We start from the raw sequence: 25,445 nt of genomic DNA on the forward strand, positions 1-25,445 counted from the left end.
GTCCCGGCGGCGGGGGTGATGATCTCGGCGGTGGGGGCGTTCACTCGGCCTCCGTCCCCGGTGCGCCCAACTCGGTCAGAAAGGACTTCGCCCAGTGCCCCACATCGTGGGTGCGCAGGTGACGTTGCATGATCCGCATGCGTCGACGGGCCTCCGGCTTCTCTACGTGTACAGCCCGCAGGAGGGCGTCCTTGACGGCGTCGGGGTCGTGCGGATTGCACAGGAACGCCTGGCGCAGCTCGGTGGCCGCGCCGGCGAACTCACTGAGCACGAGCGCACCGCCCTGGTCGGCGCGCGATGCGACGTACTCCTTGGCCACCAGGTTCATTCCGTCTCGCAGCGGGGTCACCATCATCACGTCGGCCGCGACGTACATCGCGGCCAGTTCGCTGCGACTGTACGACTGATGCAGATAATGCACCGCCGGCACGCCGACCCTGCCGAATTCGCCGTTAATCCGACCAACCTCGCGTTCCACCTTGACCCGTAGTGCCTGGTAGTGCTCCACGCGCTCCCGGCTGGGGGTGGCCACCTGCACCATAACCGCGTCCGGAACTGTCAACTTTCCGTCAGCAAGAAGTTCGCGGAAGGCCTTGAGTCGGAGTTCGATGCCCTTCGTGTAGTCGAGCCGGTCGACGCCCAGGATGATCGTCTTCGGGTTGCCCAGCTCCTCGCGGATCTGCTTGGCCCGGGCCTGGATCGCCGGGTCCTCGGCCAGCCGCTCCATCTCCCTGGTCTCGATCGAGATCGGGAACGCGCCGGCCTTCACCTGCCGCCCGTCGACCTGGATCATCTGACCCTCGTAGCGCAGGCCGAGCAGGTGCCGGGCCAGCCGGACGAAGTTCTGCGCGGCCAGCCGCTGCTGGAAGCCGACCAGGTCGCTGCCGAGCAGGCCGCGCAGGATCTCGGTGCGGAACGGCATCTGCATGAACAGCTCGATCGGCGGGAACGGGATGTGCAGGAAGAAGCCGATCTTGAGGTCCGGCCGCAGCTCGCGCAGCATCGCCGGGACGAGCTGGAGCTGGTAGTCCTGCACCCAGACCGTCGCGCCCTCGGCCGCGACGTCCGCCGCCGCCTCCGCGAACCGGGCGTTGACCAGCCGGTACGCCTCCCGCCAACGGCGCTTGTAGGCGGGTGTCTCGACCGCGTCGTGATAGAGCGGCCAGATTGTCGCGTTGGACTGACCCTCGTAGTAACGTTCCAACTCCTCGGCGCTCAACGGCACCGGGTGCAGGCGGATGCCCTCCAGGTCGAACGGCTCCGGGGCGGCGCCGGTGCCACCGGCCCAGCCGACCCAGGTGCCCCGGTGCTCGGCGAGGACGGGGTGCAGCGCGGTGACCAGCCCGCCGGGGCTGCGCCGCCATTGTCGTCCCTCGGGTGTGCTCACCTCGTCGACCGGCAGTCGGTTGGCCACAACGACAAAGGAGCTACGGACGGTCACGATCGGCCACCTCCGGGTGCTGACGGGTCCACCGCGATGAGCGTACTGAGCGTAGCTGCGGCGTCTGGGACCCCGTGCCGCAGTTACCTACCCGTCCCACGCCTGCTGAACCCGTACCGTGATCTTGTCAACATCGCCAGCTCAGCGGTAGCGGTAGTGACGCGGACGATGCCGGGCGGGGTGATGTGGGCGCGGCGGGCCGTACCTGTCAGGATTGACGGTGGCGTGCGCGTGGCCGGCTCCCGGCCGGCGGCGGCGGGCGCAGGTCGCAGCCCGCGCCGAGCCGCAGCCCAAGACGACAGCAATCGACGGAGGTAGCCCGCACCGTGGCCCAGTTCATCTACGTCCTGGAAAAGGCGCGCAAGGCGCACGGCGACAAGGTCGTGCTCGACAACGTGACGCTGAACTTCCTGCCGGGGGCCAAGATCGGTGTGGTCGGCCCGAACGGCGCCGGTAAGTCCAGCCTCCTCAAGATCATGGCAGGGCTGGACAAGCCGAGCAACGGCGAGGCCCGGCTGATGCCCGGCTACACCGTCGGCATGCTCGCCCAGGAGCCTCCGCTCAACGACAGCAAGACCGTGCTCGGCAACGTCGAGGAGGCGGTCGCCGAGACCAAGGCCAAGCTGGACCGGTTCAACGCCATCGCCGAGCAGATGGCCACCGACTACTCCGACGAGCTGATGGAGGAGATGGGCCGGCTCCAGGAGGAGCTGGACCACCTCGACGCCTGGGACGTCGACTCCAAGCTCGAACTGGCCATGGACGCGCTGCGCTGCCCGCCGCCGGACGCCGACGTCACCCAGCTCTCCGGTGGTGAGCGCCGCCGGGTCGCGCTGTGCAAGCTGCTGCTGGAGGCCCCCGACCTGCTGCTGCTCGACGAGCCCACCAACCACCTGGACGCGGAGAGCGTCTCCTGGCTGGAGCAGCACCTGGCCAAGTACGCGGGCACCGTCATGGCGATCACCCACGACCGGTACTTCCTCGACAACGTGGCCAACTGGATCCTGGAGCTGGACCGCGGCCGGACCTACCCGTACGAGGGCAACTACTCCACCTACCTGGAGAAGAAGGCCGCCCGGCTGGCCGTCGAGGGTCGCCGCGACGCCAAGATGAAGAAGCGGCTCACCGAGGAACTGGAGTGGGTCCGCTCCAACGCCAAGGCCCGGCAGACCAAGTCCAAGGCCCGGCTGGACCGCTACGACGAGATGGCCGCCGAGGCGGAGAAGACCCGCAAGCTGGACTTCGAGGAGATCCAGATCCCGCCGGGCCCGCGCCTGGGCAGCACGGTCATCGAGGCCAACCACCTCAGCAAGGGCTTCGGCGACCGGCTGCTCATCGACGACCTGTCGTTCTCGCTGCCGCGCAACGGCATCGTCGGCATCATCGGCCCGAACGGCGTCGGCAAGACCACCCTGTTCAAGACCATCGTCGGGTTGGAGCAGCCGACCGGCGGCGAGGTCCGGGTCGGCCCCACCGTCTCGCTGTCGTACGTCGACCAGAACCGGGAGGGCCTCAACGGCGACAAGACGGTCTGGGAGGTCGTCTCCGACGGGCTCGACTACCTGATGGTGGGCAAGGTCGAGATGCCGTCCCGGGCGTACATCGCGGCGTTCGGCTTCAAGGGGCCGGACCAGCAGAAGCCGACCAAGGTGCTCTCCGGCGGCGAGCGCAACCGGCTCAACCTGGCGCTCACCCTCAAGATCGGCGGCAACGTCATCCTGCTCGACGAGCCGACCAACGACCTGGACGTCGAGACGCTGTCCAGCCTGGAGAACGCGCTGCTGGAGTTCCCCGGCTGCGCCGTGGTCATCTCCCACGACCGGATGTTCCTCGACCGGGTCGCCACCCACATCCTGGCCTGGGAGGGCGACGACGAGAACCCGTCGAGGTGGTTCTGGTTCGAGGGCAACTTCGACGCGTACGAGAAGAACAAGATCGACCGGCTCGGGGCGGAGGCGGCCCGGCCGCACCGGGTGACCTACCGCAAGCTGACCCGCGACTGAGCATGGCGGACCGTTTCGTCTACCACTGCACCCTGCGCTGGTCCGACCTGGACGCGTACGGCCATGTCAACAACTCGCGCTTCCTCACCCTGTACGAGGAGGCGCGGGTGGCGTTGATGTTCGCCGGGGGCAAGGCGTGGGGGGTCGGCTCGTTCGCCGACGGGGTCGTCATCCGTCGGCACGAGGTCGACTACCTGCGTCCGGTCGACTACGCGCTCGGTCGGGCCACCGCCCAGGCCGCGCCGACCGTCCGGATCGAACTGTGGGTGGAGCGCATCCGGGCCGCCTCGTTCACCGTCGCCTACGAGCTGTACGACGGTGACGTGCTGGCCAGCACCGCCCGCTCGGTGCTGGTCCCGTTCGACCTGGTGGAGAAGCGGCCCCGGCGGATCAGCGACGACGAACGGGCCTTCCTGGAGTCGTGGGCCCTGACCGACGGGGCGGCGTGAACGGCGGCGCCACCGTCCGGCCGGAGCACGGGTTGGTCGGGGCGGACGACGCGGGGGCCTTCCTGGCCCGGCTGGTCCGCCTCGACCCGGCCACGGTGGTCCGGCTACGCCCGCTGCCCGGCGTCGGCCGTACCGCCCTCTGGGGCCGGCTGCCGTGGGACGTGCTGGTGGTCCGGACGGTGGCCGGGAGCGCCCCGGCCGACGTCACCGTGGACGCGGCCGAGTTGCTGGCCCGGTTGGCCGACGCCGACACCATGTTGCCGCCCGGCCGTGACGAGCGGTGGCGGTGGCCGCTGCCCCCGGTGGTGAGCCGCCCGGTCGAGGTGCTGCCCGCCGCCGAGCTACGGCGCATCGCCGAGGCCGCGGCGGGCACCCTGCGCACCGCCGCCACCGAGGGGGTACGCGGGCGCGCGGTGGGGCAGCGGATACTGCGGGAGGCGCTGCTCGACCACGTGGCGGTGACCGTCACTCCCGACGCCGACCCGGCCGACCCGGTGGAGATCACCCAACGGCTGGTGCAGGGGCTGGTCCGGATGGGGTTCCTCGGCCCGGCCGAGATCACCGCGGCGGGGGAGGTCCAGGTCCGGGTGGCCGGCCGGTGGGTGGGACTGGTGGGACCATACGGAGCCGCCTGGTCGCGGAAAGTTTCGGATCTCGCAATTCGTCCGGCACGGGATCAGCCGAAAGTATGACCCCGGATCATTCTTCCGGCTTGGGGCTGCCGTTGGGGGGGTGTCTCAACCCGGCTGTCCGGGTACCGTCCATCCTCGGATCCAACGCACCGTAGGCGATTGGATCCGCTGGGGAGTGAGGTGCGCGAGCGATGCCGTGGTGGTCATGGCGCCCTGGTCCCGCCGCTGGCGGCGACCCGGAAACTCGAAGCGGAGTCTCGGTGGACAGCATCCGGGTGGGGCCACCGCCGCCCCGGCAACCGGCGGAGGACTGCCCCGCAACCGATCGGCCCGTCGTGACCGACCGGCCGGCCTCCGTGGCGCCGGTCACCCTGGCCCGGGTGTGCGACGCGCTCGACCTGCTCGACGTGCGTTACCTGGCCGACGGTGACGGCAACCTGCTGGCCATGTGGGAACGGCACGCGGTGCTGGTGACCCTCGAAGGCCCCGAGGACGAGATCCTGGTGATGCGGGCCCGCCCGCACGCCACCGTCCCGCCGGACTGGGCCGACCGGGCCTACCGGGTGGTCAACGAGTGGAACCACACCCGCCGGTTCTGCAAGGCGTACATCGGCGACCCCACCGAGCGCGGCCAGTTGCCCATCTACGCCGAGTTGCAGGTGCCGCTCGGCGCCGGGGCACACGACGCGCTGCTGGTGGAGATGCTCGACTGCGGCGCGGCCGTGGCGACCACGTTCGTCGACTGGCTGCACGACGAGGGTGCCCTGCTCTGAGCCGCCCGAGGCCCCGGCCGCGCCGACGCGGGCGGCCGGGTCAGCCGAGGGACGGGTCCTCCATCACGTTGACCATGAAGTAGGCCGACCGCTCCAGGTAGTCCCAGAGGGTGGCGGCGTGCTCCGGCGGCAGGTCCAACTCGTCCACCGCTAGGCGCATGTGGCGCAGCCAGGCGTCCCGCTCGGCGGGGCCGATCCGGAACGGGGCGTGCCGCATCCGCAGCCGGGGATGCCCCCGCTGGGCCGAGTAGGTGTTGGGGCCGCCCCAGTACTGCATCAGGAACAGCGTCATCCGCTCGGTGGCCGGCCCGAGGTCGCCCTCCGGGTACATCGGGCGCAGCAGCGGATCGGCGGCGATGCCGGCGTAGAACCGGTCGACCAGCCGCCGGAAGGTGGGCTCACCACCGACCGCGTCGAAGAAGGTCGTCGACGGAACGGGCCGGAGGTCGCCTGCGGAATCCACCGTTCCATCCTGCCAGGTACGGCGACGCCACGACTGCCGCCCACCGGCCGATCACATCACAGCGTGCCGCCGGGGGGCCCGCTCCCCGGGCCGGCGCGTCGCCGACCCGGGCCGCCCGCCCGCCGGTGACCCGGTGCCGGCGTTAGCCAGGTCGGCGGCCTTCACGGCGGCGTCGACGGTCGCCCGGTCCGGCCAGCGCAGCGCGGTGAACAGCATCAGCAGCACCCCGGCGGCGCTCCACACCCCGACCACCACCGGCACCGAGAACCGGTCGGCGAGCATGCCGGTGACCAGCACCGCACCACCCTGGATCACCTGGATGCCGGTGGCCATCACACCGAAGGCGCGGGCCCGGTAGCCGTTGGGCAGGGCCCGGACGAACAGCCCGTTCGCCGTCGGGATCAGGCCGGCGACTGCGAAGCCGCAGGCCGCCGCGAGCAGGGCGACCACCACCGGGGGCGGGTTCAGCAACGCCGGCACCAGGGCCAGCGGGGCGAGCACCGCCAACGGTCGCATCAGGGTGAGCCGGCCGGCGGGCGAGACCAGCCGGCCGACCAGCAGGCCGCCGACGATGTATCCGACCGGGTTGGCCGCCATGATGACGGCCTGGGCGGCACCCGAGTCCAGGCCGTTGCCGGAGCGTTCGCCGGCCCACGCGGCGGCCAGTCCCTCCGGGACGATCGAGAAGAGCATGGCGCTGAACACGAGCAGGCTGATCGCCCGCAGCACGGGGGTGCCGAAGACGATCCGGAACCCCTCACCGGTCTCCCGCAGCAGGTGGGTCCGGTGCGCCGCGCTCAGCGTCGGCTCCCGGTCGTGCACGCCGAGCTGGACGAACAGGGCGGACAGCCCGAAGGTGGCCGCGTTGAGCAGCAGCGCCGCCGTCGGGCTGACCGCCGCGACCGCCGCGCCGGCCAGGTAGCCGACCACCTGCGCGGCCTGGCTGGCGCTGGCGTTGAGCGACAGCCCGAGCACCAGCCGGTCGCCGGTGAGGATCGCCGGCAGCAGCGCCGAGCGGGCCGCCTGGCTCGGCGGGTTGGCCAGGGTGGCGGCGAACAGTAACGCGAGGATCGCCCAGACCGGCAGGCCGGGCAGCACGATCAGGACGGTCAGCAGCATCCGGATCACGTCGCAGGTCACCATCACCCGCCGGTGCCGGTACCGCTCGGCGAGCGCGGCGAGCAGCGGACCGCCGACCAGCCACGGCAGGTAGCTGACCGCGAACGCGGCGGCGGACAGGGCGACGGAGCGGCTCTCCTGGTAGACCAGCACGGTGACGGCGGCCTTGGCGACGTAGTCGCCGACCCAGGACAGGACACTGGCGGCGAAGACCGCCCGGAACTCCCCCTGCCCGAACACCTCACGGAAGGTGGCCGGCCGGTCCGGGGCGGGTCGCTCGTCGGACACCGTCGCCTCCATCGTGCCCCGGCACCGGCCACTTGTGATGGCCCGGCGGGGCCCCGTCGTCAGATTCGCGGATCAGCGATGACGTGATCACGCTCCCGGGAACGCGTGCACCGGATTCTGCCCGATCGTCTGACAACTGACTAGGGCGAACGGATTGATCGTCGCATGCCCGACTGAACGAACGGACGATACCCGAGGGGCCGCCCGGCGCGCGAGCCCCGACCATCGGGCCGGTTCACGCGGGCGTGAGCTGCGGTTTCAGCTCCCCCCGGCCCGTCCGACGCCGGTACCGCCGGGGCCCGTCGGGGTGCCCGGAGCCGTCGAATCCGTCACCGCGGCCGGCCCGACCGGGCCGGCCGCGGTGACGGTGCCGGCGGTCGTCGGGGCGGTCGGGTCCGCCGGGCCGACGCCGGTGGAGCCGGCGGGGGTGCCGGCGACCGCAGGGCTGGTGCCGGTGGTGGTCGGGCCGGTGCCGGTGCTCATGCCGACCGGCGGCAGCCCCGGATAGAGCCGGGCCGCCGCGATCCGCGCGGTGATGCCCGAGTTCTCCAACGCCTCGGCGAGCCGGCGGCGCAGCTCCCGGCCGACCGCGAACTGGCCGTCCGCCGTGGTCTTGACCACCGTACGGATCACCGCACCGTCGACGGTCACCTGCTCCACCCCGAGCACCTCGGGCGGCTCGACGATCTCGGCGGACAGCTCCGGGTCCACCGCCACCGAGGCGGCGGCCGTCCGCAGCACCGCGTTGGCCTCCTCGGTGCCGGCGAACCCGATCGGCAGGTCGACCACGACCAGCGCCCAGCCCTGGCTCTTGTTGCCCACCCGGATGATCTCGCCGTTGCGGATGTACCAGAGCACCCCGCGACCGTCGCGGACCGTGGTGACCCGCAGCCCCACCGACTCGACCACCCCGGTCGCCTCGCCCAGGTCGACCGTGTCGCCGACGCCGTACTGGTCCTCGATCAGCATGAACAGCCCGGCGATCAGGTCCTTCACCAGACTCTGCGCGCCGAAGCCCAGCGCCACCCCGGCGATGCCGGCGCTGGCCAGCAACGGGGCCAGGTCGAAGCTGAACTCGCGCAGGATCATCAGCAGCGCGATGCCGAAGACGAACGCGGTGACCATGCTGCGCAGCACCGAGCCGATCGCCTCGGCCCGTTGGCGACGCCGTTCGGGGACGAACTCGCTCGGATCCAGCGTGCTGCTGGGCACCCGCTCGCGCAGCGGACGCAGCAGCGTGGGCACCGCCCCGTGCGCGGTGGTGCGGACCAGCCGGTTGATCGTCCGGTGCAGCGCCCACCGGGCCACGAACGCCAGCAGCAGGATCAGCACCACCCGCAGCGGCTTGAGCAGGATCCAGTAGCTGCCCTCGGCGAACCACGCCGACCCGGTCACCCGGTACAGGTACTCGCAGGAGGTGCTGCCCAGACAGTCGGCACCCGAGCCGCCCCCGGAACCCGGGCTGCCGCTCGGGGCCGGGCTCGGGGCGGCGGACAGGACGACTGACGACAGGCTGACGACGCTCACCCTGTCTTCGTACCGCAGGGGTCCGGACGGCCGGCGGCCGACCCACCACGCCCGTGATCGTACGGTGCCGAACCGGACATCTTCCTACACCGCGCGGAGGGTTCCGCGGGTACCCCGGATTAGTGCGTGCAATCGTGGGTCCGATCAGGGACGATTGGCACAACGGACGACGGTGATCCCGCCGGAGTCGGTCGTGGCCCGCCGCTGCCCGGGGCCCGGCCGGCGCTGCCAGCGGTGGGAGCGGCTGGACCGGGAGGGTGAGCACGATGCCTGACATACGACCCACGGTGGGCTCCGGCGCGCTGGTCCTCAACGCCACCTACGAGCCGCTGTGTGTCGTGTCCGTGCGTCGCGCCGCGATCCTGGTGCTCTCCGCCAAGGCCGTCTGTGTCGCCGACGGCGACGGCATCCTGCACAGCGCCCACGATGCGCTCCCCGTCCCCTCGGTGGTGCGGCTGACCCGGTTCGTCCGGGTGCCCTACCGCACCCACGTCGGGCTCTCCCGCCGGGCGATCTTCGCCCGCGACGGCAACCGCTGCGCCTACTGCCGGGGCCCGGCCGAGACCATCGACCACGTCTTCCCGCGCAGCCGGGGGGGCCGGCACGCCTGGGAGAACGTGGTCGCGGCGTGCGCCCGGTGCAACCACACCAAGGGCGACAAGACCCCCGCCGAGCTGGGGTGGCGGCTGCACAGCCTGCCGGCCGCCCCGAAGGGCAACGCCTGGCGGGTGCTCGGCCACCGCGCGCCCGACCCGCGTTGGGCGGACTGGCTCGACCTGCGGGAGCCGCTGCGCGAAGCCGAGGCCGCCTGACCGCTGCGCGGGGCCGCTGACCGCTGCTCGGGGCCGGGGCCGCCTGACCGGGCATGGCCGACGGGGGCGCCCGGGGCCGGCGCGGGTCAGCGGGCCCGGACCAGGGTGGCGTACACCACGACGTTGTCGGCGTAGCCGGTCCCGCCGCCGACCCAGCGCCCGCCGCAGGTGATCAGCCGCAGGCCGGGGCGGCTGAAGTCGCCGAAGATCTCGTCGACCGGCAACCGTTCCTTGCCGTACCGCTGCACCTGGTCGACCTCGAAGACGGCCACCCGGCGATCGGCGCGGGTCACCTCGATCCGGTCGCCGTCGCGCAGTTCCCGCAGCCCGTGGAAGACCGCCGGCCCGGTGGTGGTGTCCACGTGCCCGACGATCACCGCCGGACCGTACTGGCCGGGGGTGGGGCCCTGGTCGTACCAGCCGGCCTCCTGGGCGCGGGCGGCGGCCGGGACGTCGATGCTGCCGTCCGGGGCGATGCCGACCTGGTGCACCGGGGCCCGCACGTCGATCCGGGAGATGGCGATCTGGGTCGGCGGGCTGCCCGAGAGCACCGGGAACCGCTTCGGCGGGGGACGCAGCCCGGCGACGAACCGGTCCGGCAGGACGCTGATCCCGGTGACCCGCTCCACCCCGAGCATCGCCACGATCAGCAGCATCACCGTGGCGACGGCGAGCACCGGCAGGCCCGGCCCGGACCCGGCGAGCCGGCCGCCGAACGCGGGGCCGCGCGGCACCGGGCGTACCGGACGCGCCTGGGTGACCGGGTCGGTGGTGGTCACGCTGGCGGAGAACGCCTGGCCGGCGACCCGGCGGAAACGCCGGGCGGCGCGGCGGGTGCGGGCGGCGATCAGGTGGGCGGCACGCCGGCTGCCGGCGGCGACCCGGACGGTACGCCGGGCCGCCGCCCGCAACCGGTGGCCGGCCGGCCGGGAACGGGTGCGGGCCATGACGACAGGTGGTCAGGCGCCGGGCCGGGTCCGCCGGCGGTTGCCGCCGAAGACGCCCAGCCCGGCCGCCACGGCCATCACCGCCAGGCCACCGACCAGCAGCAGCGAACCGCTGCCCCGGTCACCCGCCGTCCCGCCGCCGCCGGTTGCCGGGCCCTTGCTCGGCTGGGCCATGTTCAGCACGGTCAGCATGGTCGAGGCGGTGTTGCCGTTGGCGCACCGCAGGTCCACCGGATAGTCACCGGGCTGCTTGTTGCCCGGGACGGTGACCGCGCCGGTGAGGAAACCGTTGTCGGGTCGCAGCACCACCCGCCCGAAGGCGTCCGAGTGCACGGTGGCCTGCTGGTTGTTGGCGTTGTCGCAACTCGCCCGGACGTTGACCCGGGTGCCGGCCTGCGCGGTGTTCGGCGTGACCTCGACGAAGGTGTTCTCCCCGGCGCGCGCCGGGGCGGCCGCCGTCAGGACGAACACCCCGACCAGGGTGAGCACCGCCAGTACGGCGTGGACGGCACGACGGTGCAGAGTGAGCCCCCGCATGATTCCCCCCTCCCGGCGACGGTTCGCCGGAATCCTGCGACGGGTGTGCGGGGCTGCATTCCCGCTGGCCCGGGGGCAAACCCGGAGTCAGGCCCGCCCGGGGTCGGTGGCGGGCGGCAACGGGGTGACCGGATGCCACCGCAGCGGACTGGAGAGCACCATCGTGCTGGACGGCTGTCCGTACGGGGCGAGCCTGTCGATCACCGCCTCGAACTGCCCGATCGAACCGGCGGCGACCTTGAGCACACTGCACGCGTCGCCGGTGATCCGGTGGATCTCCTGGATCTCCGGCCAGTCGGCGACGTTCGGGTCGTGCAGGATGCACCGGGGGCCGTAACAGGACATCCGGATCAGCGCCACCACGGGACGGCCGGCGCGGGCGAGGTCGACGTGCGCGTGGTACCCGGTGACCACGCCTGACTCCTCCAGCCGGCGGACCCGTTCGGCGACCGCCGGTGGGGACAGGTGCACCCGCCGGGACAACTCGCTGTACGACAGCCGCGCGTCGGCCTGCAACTCGCGCAGCAGGGCCCAGTCCATCTCGTCCACGCGCCTACCTTATCTTCGGCAGGTCAACCCGGCGAAGCGCCTTCCGTTCGTGAAGTGACAGCCGCTCAGCTCCATCGAAGCGGCATTCCACCACGGGTACGTGACGGGAGATCATGTTCGGACAGCCGAACCGGAGGGGCGAGACGGTGGAACAGACGGACCTGCGGGCGCACACCCCGGACCCGGTGGTACGCCCGGCCACCCCGCAGCAGCGCCGGGCCCGCGCCGCCCGCAACGGCGGCGAGCCCACCCTGGAGTTCGCCGACCGGACGCCCTACGACGCGTACGTGCACGCCAGCACCCTGCACACCCTCCAACAGCCGCTGAGCAGCGACCCGGGCGAGATGTCCTTCCTGATGGTCAGCCAGATCATGGAGCTGTACTTCGGGCTGACCTGCCACGAGCTGCGCCAGGCCCAGCGTGACCTGCGGGCCGACCGGGTGTGGGCGGCGCTCGCCCCGCTGCGCCGGGCCGCCCTGCACCTGGAGGGGCTCAACGCCGCCTGGCGTGGGCTGCGCTGGATGACCCCCGCCGACTTCAACCGGTTCCGCAACCTGCTCGGCGAGGGCTCCGGCTTCCAGTCCGCGATGTACCGCCAACTGGAGTTCCTGCTCGGGCTGCGCGACCCGGCGCTGATCCGTCCCTTCCGCCGCCAGGCCCAGATCTACGACGACCTGCGCGCGGCGCTGGCCGCGCCGAGCCTCTGGGACGACGTGATCGCCCTGCTCGACCGGCACGGACACGAACTGCCCGCCGAGCTGCGCGACCGGGACGTCGCCGTCGAGCACCTGCCGCACCCCCGCATCGAGGCGGCCTGGGTGGCGGTCTACGACGACGACGGGCCGGACAACCACCTGCGGCAGCTCGGCGACGCGCTGGCCGACGTGGCCGAGCAGTTCGGCGACTGGCGCTGGAACCACGTCAAGGCCGTGCAGCGCACCATGGGTGCCAAGGTGGGCAGCGGCGGGTCGGCCGGGCTGGCCTGGTTGCAGCGCAGCATGTCGCGGGTGGTCTTCCCCGAACTGTGGTCGGCCCGTACCGCGATGTGACCCCGGCGACCTGCCCGCGGCGGGCCACGGCACCGGGTCCGGTCCACGGGCCGGTCCCCCCGCCGCACGGCGAGGGGACCGGCCGGTACGCAGTCAGGAGTGCGGGCAGGTGTCCCGGTACTCCTCGATCGCGCTGCCCCGGGGTGCCGGGCAGAGGAACTGCTCGTAGCGGGTGTCGTCGTCGACGAACCGCTTCAGCCAGGAGATGCTGTACTTCGCCACGGTGACGTTCGGTGAGGTCGGCGCGGAGTGGCCGGCCGCGTTCAACTCCAGGTAGGCCTTGTCCAGGCTCGCCGGCATGCTGGTGTAGAACGGCTCCGAGTGCGACGCCACCGGAGCGGTCGAGTCGTTCTCCGCGCCGATCACCAGCGTCGGCACCCGTAGCGACGACCAGTTCTTGACGGTGTGCCAGCCGGTGAGCGGGATGGCGGCCTGCAACGCGGGCCTGGTGTTCGCCGCCGACAGGCTGCCGCCGCCGCCCATCGAGTGCCCCATCACCGCGAGCCGGTTGCGGTCGATCCGGGTCCGCACGGCGCTGCTGCCGGCCAGGTAGTCCAACGCGGCCAGCAGTTGGGTGCCCCGGGAGGCCGGCTGGTCGTACACGGAGAGGGTGTCGATGGTGATGACCACGAAACCCTGGGAGGCCAGCCGGGGGCCGAGCCAGGCGACGCTGGACTGGCTGGCGGTGTAGCCGGGGGAGATCGCGACCGCGCCGAAGGTGCCCTCGGCGGTGCTGGTCGGGTAGTAGATCGTGCCACCCCGGAACCCGCTCACGGCGGACGCCGCGACGGTGCTCTGGGCGATGGCGAACGGGCCCCGGGTGGCCTCGATGCTGGCCGTCGTCGGGGCGGGACCCCGTTCGTACGGGTTGGCGGCGGACGCCGCGACCGGCCGGGCGTCGACGGGCGCGGCGGGCGCGGCGACCGCGCTGCCGCCGACCAGGGCGAGCGCGAGCAGCGGGCGGGTGACCAGTCGGGGCCAGGGCCGGCGGGGCCGGGGCCGGGTGGGGTGGGGCCGGGTGGGGTGGGGGTGGAGGGCGGGCACGGGTTGCACGGGGGCTCCCTGCGGGTGGGTGGACCGGAATCGATCGAAAACGTCCGATCGGTACGGGCCATCCTCCGGGTCCCGGCACCGAGACCGGCAATCCCGGCCGGGTCATGTCAGCGGAATATGGGGCGGACGCCACACCCGTGCCTGTCGTGTCGCCCCGGCGGGATCGGGTGCCGAACCGGCAGGATGGGACCGGGTGACCCGACTCGTCCCCGCCGTGGGGCCGCTGGAACACTGGAGTGACAGGTGGGATCGGCACCCCGCAGGCTCGCGGGGCGTCGGCTCCGCTAACGTGAATGGCAGCGGAGTCGGGAGCACGGTGTCACGATCGTCCACCCGACCCGGAAGCTCTGGTCTCTCTTACCGCCTGGGGGCGTTGGGATTGTCTGTCACTGACACGTTGCTGATCTTCGTCGGCATCCCGGCGGCGGTGGTGCTGGTGATCGTCGGGCTGGTCTACGCCGCCAACCACGGCAGCGGCGGCGGCGCCAAGCGCTACCGGCCGGGCCGACGCTTCGACTTCACGCCGGTCTGGTTCCTGGGCCGCCCGGAGCAGCTGGCCGACTCGGCCGGCACCGCCCTGGCCGCCGGTGCCCAGGCGCCGGCGCTGACCAGCCACAAGCAGCAGCAGGCCGGCATCGAGGCGCCGGCCGGTGGAACCGGAGGCGCAAGTGACCGTTGGTGAGCAGGTGGCCGAGACCGGTACGGGCACCCCGCCCGAGGTGCTGGACGGGCCGTTCTCGACCCGGCAACTGCTGCGCATCGACGAGGCGCTGCGCCTGGCCGACCAGGGCAGCGGCCTGGTCTTCTCGGTCTACGTCGGCGGCCTCGACGAGCCGGTCCGGGAGCACGCCGAGCGGCTGCACCGCCAACTCGCCGAGCCGGACCGGTCGGTGCTGATCGCCGTGTCGCCCAACCAGCGTCAGCTGGAGGTCGTCACCGGCCGGTACGCCCGCAAGCGCATCCCCGACACGTACGTCAAGCTGGCCGCGCTGTCCATGGTGGCGTCCTTCGGCGGCGGGGACCTGGCCGGCGGCATCATCCAGGGCCTCGACCAGCTCGCCAGCCACGCCGGCCGGGCCTGAGCCCCGCCGCCCGTCCCGACCGTCCGGAGCCCGGCCCGCACCACGCGGACCGGGCTCCGTCGCGTCCACGGGTTCCCGGCGTGCACCGGCACCCCCGCGCCGGGCCGGCACCGCAGCACGGCCCGGGGCCGGCGTGGGCTCGCACCCGCGCCGGCCCCGGGCCGGTCCACCTCGACGTCAGCTGCTGCGGGCGTCCCGCGCGCGGGCCTTCAGCGCCCGGACCACCCCGTCGCGCCCCTCGGCCACCAGACGGCGCAGCGAGGCCGGGTGCCCGTCGCCGGCCAGCCACGCGTCGGTCGCCGCCACCGTCTCCTCCTCGACCAGGTACGCCGGGTACGCCAGCTGCACGAACTCCTGCGCCGGCTCGCTGTCGCGCTGCGCCCACACCTGCGCCACCGTGGCGAAGTACCGCTCCCGGTACGGCGCGGTCAGGGCGACCTGCGTCGGGTGGGTCAGGCCCTGCAACAGCGCCCGGTTACGCCAGTTCGGCAGCGCGTCCGGGCCGGTCAGCAGGGACCACACCGACGCCTTGTTCGCCTCGGTCGGCACCAGCGCGTGCGCGTACGCGGCCTCCCGCTCACCGGAGGCCGTCCGGTCGCCGGCCAGCTCCGCCTCGATCTCGGCGGTGCCGGCCGCCCCCTTGGCCACCAGCGACTGCAGCACCGTCCAGCGCAGCTGGGTGTCGATGGTCAGGCCCGCCGGCACGTCGGTGTCGGCCAGCCAGCCGCGCAGCGTCGCCAGGTCCTCGTCGGCGCGGGCCGCCGAGGCGTACGCCCGGGCCCAGGCGAGCTGGAAGCCGCTGCCCGGCTCGGCCGCCGCCAGCGCGTCCTTCGCGGCCCGGGACAGCCCGGCCCAGCCGGTCGGGGCCCAGGCCGGGTCGGCGTAGAAGATCAGCGCGGTGCTGGCCTGCCGCAGGGTGGCGGTGACCAGGTTGATGTCGGTCTCGGCGGGCAGCCCGGCCAGCACCAGCGCCACGTAGTCGCGGGTGGACAGCTCGGCGTCGCGGACCATGTCCCAGGCCGCCGTCCAGCACAGTGCCCGGGCCAGCGACGAGTCGAAGCCGGCGATGTGCTGCACCACGGTCGCCATCGACCGTTCGTCGAGCCGCAGCTTGGCGTAGGTCAGGTCGTCGTCGTTGAGCAGCAGCACGTCGGCGGCCGGCCGGCCGTGCAGCACCGTCAGTTCGGTCACCTCACCGGTGACGTCCACCTCGACCCGCTCCCGGCGGACCAGCCGGCCGTCGGTCAGGTCGTACAGGCCGACGCCGATGCGGTGGGTGCGCAGCGTCGGGTGGCCGGCCGGGGCCTCCTGCCGGACCAACACCCGCTCGTAGCCGCCGTCGGCACCGATGGTCACCTCGGGACGCAGCGTGTTGACCTGGGCGGTCTCCAGCCACTGGGCGGCGAACTTGCGCAGCTCCCGGCCGGAGGCCGTCTCCAGCTCCGACAGCAGGTCGTCGAAGGTGGCGTTGCCCCACGCGTGCTTGCCGAAGTACGCCCGCAGCCCGGCCAGGAACGGTTCCTCACCGACGTACGCCACGAGCTGCTTGAGCACGCTGGCGCCCTTGGCGTACGTGATGCCGTCGAAGTTGACCTCGACCGCCTCCAGGTCCGGCATCTCGCAGTAGACCGGGTGGGTGGAGGAGAGCTGGTCCTGCCGGTAACCCCAGTTCTTGCGGATCGACAGGAAGGTCGTCCACGCCTCGGAGAACCGGGTGGCGTGGGTGTTGCACCAGTGGCTGGCCCACTCGGCGAACGACTCGTTGAGCCACAGGTCGTTCCACCAGCGCATGGTGACCAGGTCACCGAACCACATGTGGGCCAGCTCGTGCAGGATCGTGTTGGCCCGCTGCTCGTACTCGAAGTCGGTGACCTGCGAGCGGAACAGGTAGTGCGACTCGGCGTGGGTGACGCAGCCGAAGTTCTCCATCGCGCCGGCGTTGAAGTCGGGCACCCACAGCTGGTCGTACTTGGGCAGCGGGTACCGCACCCCGAACTGCTCGTGGAAGAAGTCGAAGCCCTGCTTGGTGATCAGGAACAGGTTGTCGGCGTCCAGGTGGGGGGCCATCGAGGCCCGGCAGAAGACGCCCAGGTCGATGCCGTCGTGACTGTCCCGCACCTCGTGGTACGGCCCGGCGCACAGCGCGGTGATGTAGGTGCTCATCCGCGCCGAGGTGGTGAAGTGGACGGTCTTGAGCCCCGCGCCGGCCGGTTCCTCCTGCTCGACGGGCATGTTGGACACCACCCGCCAGTGCGCCGGGACGGTGGCGTGCCAGGTGTAGACGCTCTTCAGGTCGGGCTGGTCGAAGCAGGCGAAGACCTTCTGCGCGTCGGCCGTCTCGAACTGGCTGTAGAGGTACGTCTCCCCGTCGACCGGGTCGACGGTGCGGTGCAGGCCCTGCCCGCTGTTGGAGTAGCCGAAGTCGGCGTCCACCACGAGCACGTTCTCGGCGGCCAGCCCGGTCAGCGTCAGCCCCTTGTCGGCCGACCAGCCGGCGAGGTCCACCGGCTCGCCGTTGAGCGTCGCCGCGCGCACCGACTCGGCGGCCGTCTCGATGAAGGTGCCGGCGCCGGGTTCGGCACAGCGGAACCTGACCTCGGTCACCGACCGGAACGTGCGGCCCTCGGCCTGCACCGCGGTTGACAGGTCGAGGTTGATGTCGTACCCGGTGACCTCCAGCAGGCGGGCCCGCTCGGTGGCCTCGACCTGGGTCAGGTTGCGCACTCCTGGCACTTTCGTCTCCATCCCACTCTCGCCGCCCTCCGGCTGCGCCAGCCCCTGCCGGCCGCTCGTGGCGGCGACCCGAGCCGAGTCTTCCATGCACCGACCCTGCGGTGGTCGACGTCACGCTCTCATTCCGCTACCGATCGATGCCGTTCGGGGTGAGGATCGACGGGTAACCGCGCCGGGTCCGCCGGCGTGCCTGACGTCACGAAGGGACTCCACCGTGACCGAACGTGTCGCCGTCGACATGTGGTTCGACCCGCTGTGCCCGTGGGCCTGGATCACCTCCCGTTGGCTGCTGGAGGTCGAGCAGGTCCGGGATGTGGACATCAGTTACCACGTGATGAGTCTCTCGGTCCTCAACGAGGGCCGGGAGCTGCCCGAGCAGTACCAGGAGATGATGAAGCTGGGCTGGGGGCCGGTCCGGGTCTGCATCGCGGTGGAGCAGGCGCACGGCGGCGCGACGCTGGCGAAGCTCTACACCGCCATGGGCACCCGCATCCACCTCGGCAAGGAGCAGCTGGGCCGGGAGATGATCACCGCGGCGCTGGCCGACGTCGGGCTGGACCCGTCGTTCGCCGACGCCGCCGACTCCACCGAGTACGACGAGGCGCTGCGGGCCAGCCACGAGGCCGGGATGCGCCCGGTCGGCACCGACGTCGGTACCCCCGTGGTACACGCCCCCGGCCCGGACGGCGAGAAGGTCGCCTTCTTCGGCCCGGTCATCACCCCGTCGCCCAAGGGTGAGGCCGCCGGCCGGCTCTGGGACGGCGTCCTGCTGGTCGCCGGCACCCCCGGCTTCTACGAGCTGAAGCGGTCCCGCGAGCTGGGCCCGATCTTCGACTGACCGTCACCCCGGTGGGGCCCGCGCCGACCGGGCGGGCCCCACCGGCGCGACGGTTCATCTGGTGGACCCGGCGCGGGGTCGGCGTCGCGGGGGCCGTCGTCGCCGGTAGCGTCAACCCCCATGACGGTCGTGCATCCGATCACCCGGGCCTGGATCACCACTGGCGGCACCGGCGCGCAGAACTACGACGAGTTCGCCGACGACGCGGAGATCACCGCGATCATCGAGGCGAACCCGCACAGTGCCCTCGGCATCGAGATGCCCCACCGGGCGCCGGAGAGCCTGGGGAAGTCCTTCTCCGACGCGCTCGGCGACGCGGTGGCCCGGCTCACCGAGGCCAAGGACGACGGCAGCTACACCCCCGCCGAGCAGGTCGTGGTCCTCTACCGGATCAGCGCGGCGGGGGAGGAGCCGGCGTACGGGCTGTTCGCCATGGTCGACACCGACCAGATCTCCACCAGCGCCGACGAGCCCGGCCTGGTGATCCGCAACGAGGACGTGTTCATCGCCAAGGTGCGGGAGCGGGTCGCCCTGGCCGAGGCGCTGGGTCACCTGCTCTCGCCCGTACTCCTGCTGCAGACCGGGCGCGGCGACGAGCTGCACGCCGCGCTCGCGGCGGCGACCGACGCGGCGGGCGCGCCGGCGGCCACCGACACCGACCAGGCCGGTCGCACGCACGCCATCTGGCTGCTCGGCCCCGGCCCCGAACAGGACGCGCTGACCGCGCTGGCCGGCGGCGGCGAACTGGTGGTCGCCGACGGCAACCACCGCAGCCTGGCCGCGCAGACCGGTGGCTTCCCGCGCTTCCTCGCGGTGGTCACCACTCCGGCGTCGGTCGCCATCCAGCCCTACAACCGGCTGGTCAGCGAGCTGCCCTGCACCCCCGACGAGCTGCTCGACCGGCTGCGCACCGCCGGCGCGCGGATCAGCCCCCTCGACGGCCCGGTCGAGGTCCCGGCGGCCGGCGGCACCGTGCACCTCCGCCTCGCCGGCCAGGGGTACGCGGTGACCCTGCCGCACGACGCGACCGCCGCCCGGCTGGAGAACCTCGACCACGCCCTGGTGGAACGGCTGCTGCTGCGCGACGCCCTCGGCCTCGACCCGGGGGACAAGCGGATCACCTACGTCGGCGGCGACTACCCGGCGAGCTGGCTCACCGGCGAGGTCGACGCCGGCCGGGCGGAGCTCGCCGTCCTGATCGCCCCGGTGACCGTGGACGACTTCGTCGCGGTGAACCTGGCCCGGGAGAAGATGCCCCGCAAGAGCACCTGGTTCACCCCGAAGGCACGCGGCGGCCTGGTCGTCGCCGAGCTGCCCCGCTGAATCCTGTGACGAATCCGCCCCGGCACGCCGCCCCCACGGCGGGCCGGGGCGCGGCCCTGACAGACTGCCCGGTATGCGCGTCTACCTGGGATCCGATCACGCCGGTTTCGAGTTGAAGGTGCACCTGGCCAATCACCTGGCCAAGCAGGGCTACGAGCTGGTCGACGTGGGCCCGCACGCCTTCGACCCCGACGACGACTACCCGACCTTCTGCCTGCACACCGGTGACCGGGTGGTGGCCGACCCGGGCAGCCTGGGCGTGGTCATCGGCGGCTCCGGCAACGGCGAGCAGATCGCCGCCAACAAGGTCGTCGGCGTCCGGGCGGCGCTGGCCTGGAGCATCGAGACCGCCCAGCTCGGCCGGCAGCACAACGACGCCAACGTGGTGGCCGTCGGCGCCCGCCAGCACACCCTCGACGAGGCCGCCGCCATCGTCGAGGCGTTCCTCACCACCCCGTTCTCCGGCAACGAGCGGCACGCCCGCCGGATCGCCCAGGTGGCCGAGTACGAGCGCACCCGCGAGCTGCCCCCGCTGCCCGCCCCCGCCGACCTGTCCTGACCGCCGCCCGCCCCGATCCGTCGACCGGGCCGGTCACCGGCCGGCCCGGTCACCGGCCCGAACGGGGCAGGTCCTCCCGGGGCACCCAGTTCCGTCGGATGATCACCAGACGTTCCTCGGCCTCGGCCAGGTCCTGCTCGGTGGGGCGGGCCGCGTCCCGGGCCCGTAGCGCGGCGCGCACGCTGACCTGCGACGAGCCGGAACCGACAAGTCCGCGCAGGCCCCGCTCGCCGTCCTCGCCGCCCGGGGCCCGCCGGGCCCGTGGCGGTGGGGGCCCGTCGTGCACCTCGGCCGTGGCCACCGTCGGCGGCTCACCACCCCCGTCCGCCGGCTCCGGCTGGTGCCGTAGCCGACGTCGCCGCCGCTCCGCATCCACCATCTCCCGACCGTACCGCCCAACGGCTCCTGTCGGGCCGGGCCGGGCGCGGCAGTTTGTCCGCTCGCTACCCTCGAAGACGGTGGACCGGTCGACGGCCGGCACCGGTCATGGGGAGGAAACGAGATGGCAGACCAGACACAGCCGTGGGCCGAGCGGACCGTCGAGGTGCCGCCCCAGCCCGGTGTCGGGGTGCCGCCGCAGCGGGAACCGTTCCGCCGGGGTGTCGCCTCGGTGGGGCAGCCCCGGGCTCCGCGCACCGAGCCGTTCCCGGTGGTCGACCACGACCAGTCCGGCTGGGCCGAGCCCGCCGCGCCGCGCCGGCCGATGAGCTGGCACGTGGAGCAGTTGCGCCGGGGTGGCGAGTGGAGCGCCGCCGGTGCCCTCTTCGCCTTCGTCTGCTGGGGCATCTGGGCCATCTCCGGCCGGGGCGACCTGGGCACCCCGCTGCTGACCTTCCTGCTCAGCCTGCTGGTGGCGGTCGGCCTGTTCGCGCTGTCCCGGCTGCTCGGCCGGGTGATCCTGGAACGTCAGCTCGGCCGGGTACGCCGCAGCGCCCGGGGCGCGCACCTGGTGACCGGGGTGTTCCTGGCCGGGGTGGGCATCGCCTACCTCCAGCAGACCCAGTGGGTGATGGACGCCTGGAACTTCCTCACCGGCAACTGAGCGGCCATCGGTACGGCGGGCGGGCCGGGTGGTGACCCGGCCCGCCCGCGTCCGGTCGCGGATTGCCCGCGACACCGGTCGACACTCCTCCAGGCCGGGCGCTGGCATACCCCGCCGCTCCGGCTTCATCCCCGCCCGGCCGGGTGATCCCGCGTGCCGGGTCGGGCCGCGGCCGCGATCGTATGACCCCAACAGGATGTTGATGCACGTCAATCGATCGATCTAGGCTCCCGCCATCGAACCGGCGCCCCCAAGCAGGCGCGCCGCCGAGGGTTGGAGGCCCTGTGAACCGTTGGCGCAGTCTCATCGGCCGGATGGCCGCCACGATGGTGGCGATCACCGCCGGGTCGCTCGTCCTGACCGCCCCGGCCACCGCGGCGCCCACCCCCGACGCGGCCCCGTCGGTCGTCGGCGGCACCCGGGCCGCACAGGGCGAGTTCCCGTTCATGGTCCGGCTCTCCATGGGCTGCGGCGGGGCGCTCTACAGCCCCCGGCTGGTGCTCACCGCCGCCCACTGCGTGAACCGCACCGGCTCGAACACCACCATCACCGCGACCCTCGGCGCGGTCGACCTCCAGTCGAGCAGCCGCATCCAGGTCAAGTCCAACTACGTCTACCGGGCCCCCGGCTACAACGGCAGCGGCAAGGACTGGGCGCTCATCCGGCTTGCCACCCCGGTCACCTCGCAGGCCACCCTGCCCATCGCCACCACCACCGCGTACGACAGCGGCACCTTCACCGTCGCCGGCTGGGGTGCCGCCCGGGAGGGTGGTGCCCAGCAGCGGTACCTGCTCAAGGCCACCGTGCCGTTCGTCAGCGACGCCAGCTGCTCGTCCTCCTACCCGGGCGAGCTGATCCCGGCCGAGGAGATCTGCGCCGGCTACGCCAGCGGTGGCACCGACACCTGCCAGGGTGACTCCGGCGGCCCGATGTTCCGCCGCGACGCCGCCAACGCGTGGATCCAGGTGGGCATCGTGAGCTGGGGCGACGGCTGCGCCAGGCCCAACGCCCCCGGCGTCTACACCCAGGTCAGCACGTTCGCCGCGTCGATCGCCTCGGCCGCGGCCAGCCTCGGCGGCTGACCCACCGACCGCCCCCCGGGCCGCTGCGCCACCGACCGCCCCCGTGGCAGCCGGTGGCGCAGTGGTGTCCGGTGGCCCCGGCGGTCGCCCGTCAGCCGTCCCCGGCGAACCGGTACAGCACGAAGTCCCGCTCCGCCCCGCAGACGATCACCGACGTGTTCCACCCGCACGACTCGCTGCGGACGCCCTGGAGCTGCCCCGTCTCGGTCAGCGCACCGGACTTCGACACCCCGGCCAGGCTCCGGTCGTCCTCGACGCTGCTCGGCGTCTCGGCGAAGACCAGCACGTTACCCGCGTCGACCCGGACCGCCGTGCCCTTGCGGTCGGTCAACACCGCCTTCCCGGCCGGGTCGAACAGGGTCACCGTGGTCTTCGGCGACTCCCGCCGGACGAGCAGGTGTTCACCCACCGGCACCAGGCCCTGGCCGCCGGGCGCCGGCCAGCGGCGACTGCCCTTGCCCTCGGTGGCCGCGACCACCTCGGTCCGCTCGGTGTCGGCCTCCGGCACCTCCAGCAGGCAGGCCCGGTGCTCGCCGCAGGCCACCAACGCGGTGACCCGCCGCTGTTCACCCGCGCTGTAGAGCACCGTCGGCTCGGCGAAGCTGCCCAGGTCGTAACCGAGCAGTTTGTATCCCCGGTCCTCGGCCACCAGGTACAACCGGTCGCCGTACGCGACCATCCGGTCGCTGACGTCGGCGACCCCGTCGCGGCGACTCACCACCTTGCCGCTGTCCATGTCGAGCACCCGGACCGAACGGTCCGCTCCCACCTGCACCAGCCGGTCGGCGTCGCCGAGCCAGGGGGCGTCGGACGAGCCGTCGAACCCGGCGGGACCGGCCACGCTCTGCGCGGTGCCCACCCGCAGCACCGTGGTGCGGGTGTCGCCGTACTCGCTGCGGGGGTTGTCCAGGGTCCAGTCCTGCCGGCCGTCGCGCAGCCGCAGCCCGACCAGGCGGGCGCCGGCGCGGTCCACCCAGACCAGCTTCTCCCCGGTGACGTGCACCGCGTCGTCGCCGTGCACCGGCAACCGCCACCGTTCCGCGCCGTCACCGGCGTCGAGCACCACCACGTCGCGGGGGGTGCTGTCGCCGGCCGCCTCCGCGACGGCCAGCACCGCCCCCGGCACCGCCCGGACCCCGGCCCACCGTCCGCTGCCGGCCGCGACGGTGGTCCGCCACGCCGCCTTCCCGGTGCCGGCGTCGACCGCCACCACGGTCAGCCGGTCGTCGGGAAGCTGGTGGGCCAGGTAGGCGCGGTCACCGAGCACGGCGGTGAACATCGCCGTCGGCCGGTCGTCGGCGGCGGCGGGCCGGGCCACCTCGGTGAGGGTGTGGAACTCCAACGCCGGGTAGCGGTCCCGGGTGAACCAGAGGGCCGCCGCGCCGAGCACGCCGAGCAGCGCCAGGCCCGCACCGAGCCCGATCCACAGCCGGCGACGCCCGCGCCGCACCGGCGTCGCGGGACCGGCACCGGTCCCCGGCGGCACCGCCCCCGGTGGTACGCCGGGCCAGCCCGCCGGATACCCCTGGGCCGGTACGCCACCCGGCACGGTCCCGCCCGGCGGCATCCCGCCCGGGATCGGCACCGGTGTCCCACCCGCCCCGGCCACCGGCGTCCCACCGAGCGGAGTGCCCGCCCCGGCCACCAGCGTCGCGCCGGGTCCGGCCGGCCGGGCGGCACCCGGTCCCGGCAGGAGGGTGTGGCCCGTGCCGGCGGGCGCTGCGCCCACCGGCAGGGTGGCGGCCGTGCCTGCACCGGACCCGACCGGGGTGGACGCGGCGTCGGGTGCCCCCGGCGTAACGCCGTGCACGGCAGCGGCCGACGCCTGTGCCGGGGCGGGCGGGGCCTGTGCCGCAGGGTCCGGCGGCTGCGCCGGGGCGGCCCCGGCCGCGCCGGCCGGCCCGGGACGCCGGTCCGGCCGGGGCAGCGGCAGGTCGGTGAGCGCCCCCTCGGCCACCGGCAGTTCGGGCTGCTCCAGCACGGTCGGCGCGACCCCCAGCTCGGCATGCAGCAGCCGGGCCACCAGCGGCACCCGGGACGAACCGCCGACGAGGAACAATCCGGCGAGCCGGTCCGGGGTGAGGCCCGCCTCGGCGACCACCTCCCGGGTGCGGGCGACCGCCCGGGTGAGCAGGGGAGTGGCGAGTTGCTCCAGTTCGGCCCGGCTGAGCGGGACGGCGGTCTCCAGGCCGGGCACCGCGACCGGTGCCACGGCGACCCGGGACAGCATCTCCTTCGCCCCGCGCACGTTGTCCCAGAGTTGCTGCCGGTCCCGCCACTGCCCGGTCGTCTCCGGTCGGGTCAGCCGGGCCCAGAGTTCCGCCTGCCCGTCGCCGACCAGCTCACCGACCCGGGCGAGCAGGGCCGCGTCGAGGTCCAGCCCGCCGAGGTCGGCCATCCCGCCGGTGGCGATCACCGTGAAACCCGAGTCGCCCCACGGGTCGGCGCCCTCGTTACGGACGACCGCCACGTCCAGGGTGCCGCCGCCGAAGTCGAACACCGCGACCGACTCACCCACCGGCACCGGCCGCCGCAGCACCTCCGTGTAGTAACGGGCCGCCGCCACCGGTTCCCGCAGCAGCCGGGTGCCCACCGGCACCGGACCGGACATGGTGTGTTCGGCGGCCGACGGCCAACCGGCCAGCGCCAACGCGTCGTGCAGCACCTGCCGCCGGGGAGCCTCCCAGGCGGCGGGGTAGGTGAGCACCGCCGGGGGCAGGAACCCCACGGTCGCCACCGCCTGTTCGGCGACCGCCCACAGGGTCGCGGCGAGCAGTTCCGCCGGGGCGTACGACCGGTCACCGAGCAGGACGGCCGGCTCGTCCACCCGACGTTTCGGGTTGGGCTCGTACCGGGTCGGGTCCGCCTGAGCCAGCCGCTGGGCGTCCCGGCCGACGTGCAACCGGCCCTCGGTGTCGGCGTAGACCCCGGAGGGGAGGATCGGCTGCCCGTCGACGAGCAACGGTCGGGTCCGGCCGTCCGGCCAGCGCAGCACGGCCACCGTGTTGGACGTGCCCAGGTCGACGCCGAGGGCGTATCCGTCCTGCTGGCCTGCCATCCGTCGCTACCTCCACCGGACGAGGGGATGCCCGGTCCCGCATGGTACGCAGCCCCCGCCGCCCCCGGCCGGTCCGGCCGACCCGG

Annotated in this window: 23 protein-coding genes and 1 pseudogene; 13 read left to right on the forward strand and 11 right to left on the reverse strand. The window is 73.3% G+C overall.

Annotated elements, in window-relative coordinates; all coding sequences use genetic code 11:
• Positions 1-40: 40 nt before the first annotated feature.
• The gene (locus tag JQN84_RS10395; protein ID WP_204958102.1) at positions 41-1,441 is read right to left on the reverse strand and encodes an alpha,alpha-trehalose-phosphate synthase (UDP-forming); all 1,401 of its coding nucleotides are present in this window, start codon (positions 1,439-1,441) and stop codon (positions 41-43) included.
• Positions 1,442-1,767: 326 nt separating this feature from the next.
• Here JQN84_RS10395 and ettA point away from each other — a divergent pair, with 326 nt between their 5' ends.
• The 4 genes from ettA to JQN84_RS10415 all read left to right on the forward strand — a co-directional run bounded on the left by ettA (position 1,768) and on the right by JQN84_RS10415 (position 5,298).
• A complete protein-coding gene (gene ettA / locus JQN84_RS10400; protein ID WP_204958103.1) occupies positions 1,768-3,444 on the forward strand; it encodes an energy-dependent translational throttle protein EttA in 1,677 nt (558 codons plus the stop codon).
• Between the two features lie 2 nt (positions 3,445-3,446).
• Positions 3,447-3,893 (forward strand): acyl-CoA thioesterase, encoded by a 447-nt coding sequence (locus tag JQN84_RS10405; protein ID WP_088646587.1) that lies wholly within the window; start codon positions 3,447-3,449, stop codon positions 3,891-3,893.
• On the forward strand, positions 3,890-4,585 hold the full coding sequence (locus JQN84_RS10410) for a DUF8185 domain-containing protein (RefSeq protein WP_204958104.1): 696 nt from the start codon (positions 3,890-3,892) through the stop codon (positions 4,583-4,585). Before JQN84_RS10405 ends, JQN84_RS10410 begins: the two co-directional genes overlap by 4 nt.
• 131 nt (positions 4,586-4,716) lie before the next feature.
• Positions 4,717-5,298, forward strand: coding sequence for a type III secretion system chaperone family protein (locus JQN84_RS10415; RefSeq protein WP_204958105.1), 582 nt, complete (start codon positions 4,717-4,719; stop codon positions 5,296-5,298).
• A gap of 40 nt (positions 5,299-5,338) precedes the next feature.
• Here the strand turns inward: JQN84_RS10415 and JQN84_RS10420 are convergent, their stop codons facing one another.
• From JQN84_RS10420 to JQN84_RS10430, 3 genes and pseudogenes are all read right to left on the reverse strand, one after another.
• Positions 5,339-5,761: a globin gene (locus JQN84_RS10420; protein WP_204958106.1), complete on the reverse strand. Its 423-nt coding sequence runs from the start codon at positions 5,759-5,761 to the stop codon at positions 5,339-5,341.
• Positions 5,762-5,812: 51 nt separating this feature from the next.
• Entirely contained in the window at positions 5,813-7,180 is a 1,368-nt protein-coding gene (locus JQN84_RS10425) for an MFS transporter (protein WP_204958107.1), read from the reverse strand.
• Between the two features lie 480 nt (positions 7,181-7,660).
• Positions 7,661-8,713, reverse strand: a pseudogene (locus JQN84_RS10430) (mechanosensitive ion channel family protein); the annotation flags it as partial.
• 248 nt (positions 8,714-8,961) lie between these two features.
• Here JQN84_RS10430 and JQN84_RS10435 point away from each other — a divergent pair.
• Positions 8,962-9,507, forward strand: a complete 546-nt coding sequence (locus tag JQN84_RS10435; protein ID WP_204958108.1) for an HNH endonuclease — start codon at positions 8,962-8,964, stop codon at positions 9,505-9,507.
• An 86-nt stretch (positions 9,508-9,593) separates the two neighbouring features.
• On the opposite strand, the gene JQN84_RS10440 is transcribed toward JQN84_RS10435, so the two are convergent.
• From JQN84_RS10440 to JQN84_RS10450, 3 genes are all read right to left on the reverse strand, one after another.
• Positions 9,594-10,418 (reverse strand): class F sortase, encoded by an 825-nt coding sequence (locus tag JQN84_RS10440; protein ID WP_239485245.1) that lies wholly within the window; start codon positions 10,416-10,418, stop codon positions 9,594-9,596.
• Positions 10,419-10,466: 48 nt separating this feature from the next.
• A complete protein-coding gene (locus JQN84_RS10445) occupies positions 10,467-10,991 on the reverse strand; it encodes a hypothetical protein (protein WP_204958110.1) in 525 nt (174 codons plus the stop codon).
• Positions 10,992-11,078: 87 nt separating this feature from the next.
• Positions 11,079-11,540: an Lrp/AsnC family transcriptional regulator gene (locus tag JQN84_RS10450; protein WP_204958111.1), complete on the reverse strand. Its 462-nt coding sequence runs from the start codon at positions 11,538-11,540 to the stop codon at positions 11,079-11,081.
• Between the two features lie 146 nt (positions 11,541-11,686).
• Between JQN84_RS10450 and JQN84_RS10455 the strand changes: the two genes are divergently transcribed.
• Complete coding sequence (locus JQN84_RS10455; protein ID WP_204958112.1) at positions 11,687-12,589, forward strand: tryptophan 2,3-dioxygenase; 903 nt, start codon at positions 11,687-11,689, stop codon at positions 12,587-12,589.
• A 93-nt stretch (positions 12,590-12,682) separates the two neighbouring features.
• Here the strand turns inward: JQN84_RS10455 and JQN84_RS10460 are convergent, their stop codons facing one another.
• Positions 12,683-13,561, reverse strand: coding sequence for a poly(ethylene terephthalate) hydrolase family protein (locus JQN84_RS10460; RefSeq protein WP_204958233.1), 879 nt, complete (start codon positions 13,559-13,561; stop codon positions 12,683-12,685).
• 460 nt (positions 13,562-14,021) lie between these two features.
• Between JQN84_RS10460 and ctaJ the strand changes: the two genes are divergently transcribed.
• A complete protein-coding gene (gene ctaJ / locus JQN84_RS10465) occupies positions 14,022-14,324 on the forward strand; it encodes an aa3-type cytochrome oxidase subunit CtaJ (protein ID WP_435872827.1) in 303 nt (100 codons plus the stop codon).
• Positions 14,311-14,724 (forward strand): DUF5130 family protein, encoded by a 414-nt coding sequence (locus JQN84_RS10470; protein ID WP_204958113.1) that lies wholly within the window; start codon positions 14,311-14,313, stop codon positions 14,722-14,724. Before ctaJ ends, JQN84_RS10470 begins: the two co-directional genes overlap by 14 nt.
• Positions 14,725-14,901: 177 nt before the next feature.
• Here JQN84_RS10470 and pepN read toward each other — a convergent pair whose 3' ends face one another.
• Positions 14,902-17,448: an aminopeptidase N gene (gene pepN / locus JQN84_RS10475; RefSeq protein WP_204958234.1), complete on the reverse strand. Its 2,547-nt coding sequence runs from the start codon at positions 17,446-17,448 to the stop codon at positions 14,902-14,904.
• 223 nt (positions 17,449-17,671) lie between these two features.
• On the opposite strand from pepN, the gene JQN84_RS10480 reads away from it, so the two are divergent.
• The 3 genes from JQN84_RS10480 to JQN84_RS10490 all read left to right on the forward strand — a co-directional run bounded on the left by JQN84_RS10480 (position 17,672) and on the right by JQN84_RS10490 (position 20,177).
• Complete coding sequence (locus JQN84_RS10480) at positions 17,672-18,295, forward strand: mycothiol-dependent nitroreductase Rv2466c family protein (protein WP_204958114.1); 624 nt, start codon at positions 17,672-17,674, stop codon at positions 18,293-18,295.
• Between the two features lie 120 nt (positions 18,296-18,415).
• Positions 18,416-19,618: a DUF1015 family protein gene (locus JQN84_RS10485; protein ID WP_204958115.1), complete on the forward strand. Its 1,203-nt coding sequence runs from the start codon at positions 18,416-18,418 to the stop codon at positions 19,616-19,618.
• A gap of 73 nt (positions 19,619-19,691) precedes the next feature.
• A complete protein-coding gene (locus JQN84_RS10490; RefSeq protein ID WP_204958116.1) occupies positions 19,692-20,177 on the forward strand; it encodes a ribose-5-phosphate isomerase in 486 nt (161 codons plus the stop codon).
• Positions 20,178-20,226: 49 nt separating this feature from the next.
• On the opposite strand, the gene JQN84_RS10495 is transcribed toward JQN84_RS10490, so the two are convergent.
• A complete protein-coding gene (locus JQN84_RS10495) occupies positions 20,227-20,556 on the reverse strand; it encodes a hypothetical protein (RefSeq protein ID WP_204958117.1) in 330 nt (109 codons plus the stop codon).
• Between the two features lie 123 nt (positions 20,557-20,679).
• Here JQN84_RS10495 and JQN84_RS10500 point away from each other — a divergent pair, with 123 nt between their 5' ends.
• On the forward strand, positions 20,680-21,219 hold the full coding sequence (locus JQN84_RS10500) for a hypothetical protein (RefSeq protein ID WP_204958118.1): 540 nt from the start codon (positions 20,680-20,682) through the stop codon (positions 21,217-21,219).
• A gap of 284 nt (positions 21,220-21,503) precedes the next feature.
• Positions 21,504-22,301, forward strand: a complete 798-nt coding sequence (locus tag JQN84_RS10505) for a S1 family peptidase (protein WP_204958119.1) — start codon at positions 21,504-21,506, stop codon at positions 22,299-22,301.
• 91 nt (positions 22,302-22,392) lie between these two features.
• On the opposite strand, the gene JQN84_RS10510 is transcribed toward JQN84_RS10505, so the two are convergent.
• Positions 22,393-25,359, reverse strand: a complete 2,967-nt coding sequence (locus JQN84_RS10510; RefSeq protein ID WP_204958120.1) for an Hsp70 family protein — start codon at positions 25,357-25,359, stop codon at positions 22,393-22,395.
• Positions 25,360-25,445 lie beyond the last annotated feature (86 nt).

The organism is Micromonospora humidisoli (genome assembly GCF_016900955.1).
GTDB classification, from domain to species: domain Bacteria; phylum Actinomycetota; class Actinomycetes; order Mycobacteriales; family Micromonosporaceae; genus Micromonospora; species Micromonospora wenchangensis.

What these genes read in the sequence shown, in the direction of transcription:
- JQN84_RS10425 (WP_204958107.1), bottom strand. Translation starts at nt 7,180, where the DNA reads ATGGAGGCGACGGTGTCCGACGAGCGACCCGCCCCGGACCGGCCGGCC.
- JQN84_RS10415 (WP_204958105.1), top strand. Translation starts at nt 4,717, where the DNA reads ATGCCGTGGTGGTCATGGCGCCCTGGTCCCGCCGCTGGCGGCGACCCG.
- JQN84_RS10405 (WP_088646587.1), top strand. Translation starts at nt 3,447, where the DNA reads ATGGCGGACCGTTTCGTCTACCACTGCACCCTGCGCTGGTCCGACCTG.
- JQN84_RS10510 (WP_204958120.1), bottom strand. Translation starts at nt 25,359, where the DNA reads ATGGCAGGCCAGCAGGACGGATACGCCCTCGGCGTCGACCTGGGCACG.
- JQN84_RS10490 (WP_204958116.1), top strand. Translation starts at nt 19,692, where the DNA reads ATGCGCGTCTACCTGGGATCCGATCACGCCGGTTTCGAGTTGAAGGTG.
- JQN84_RS10435 (WP_204958108.1), top strand. Translation starts at nt 8,962, where the DNA reads ATGCCTGACATACGACCCACGGTGGGCTCCGGCGCGCTGGTCCTCAAC.
- JQN84_RS10495 (WP_204958117.1), bottom strand. Translation starts at nt 20,556, where the DNA reads ATGGTGGATGCGGAGCGGCGGCGACGTCGGCTACGGCACCAGCCGGAG.
- JQN84_RS10485 (WP_204958115.1), top strand. Translation starts at nt 18,416, where the DNA reads ATGACGGTCGTGCATCCGATCACCCGGGCCTGGATCACCACTGGCGGC.
- JQN84_RS10500 (WP_204958118.1), top strand. Translation starts at nt 20,680, where the DNA reads ATGGCAGACCAGACACAGCCGTGGGCCGAGCGGACCGTCGAGGTGCCG.
- JQN84_RS10445 (WP_204958110.1), bottom strand. Translation starts at nt 10,991, where the DNA reads ATGCGGGGGCTCACTCTGCACCGTCGTGCCGTCCACGCCGTACTGGCG.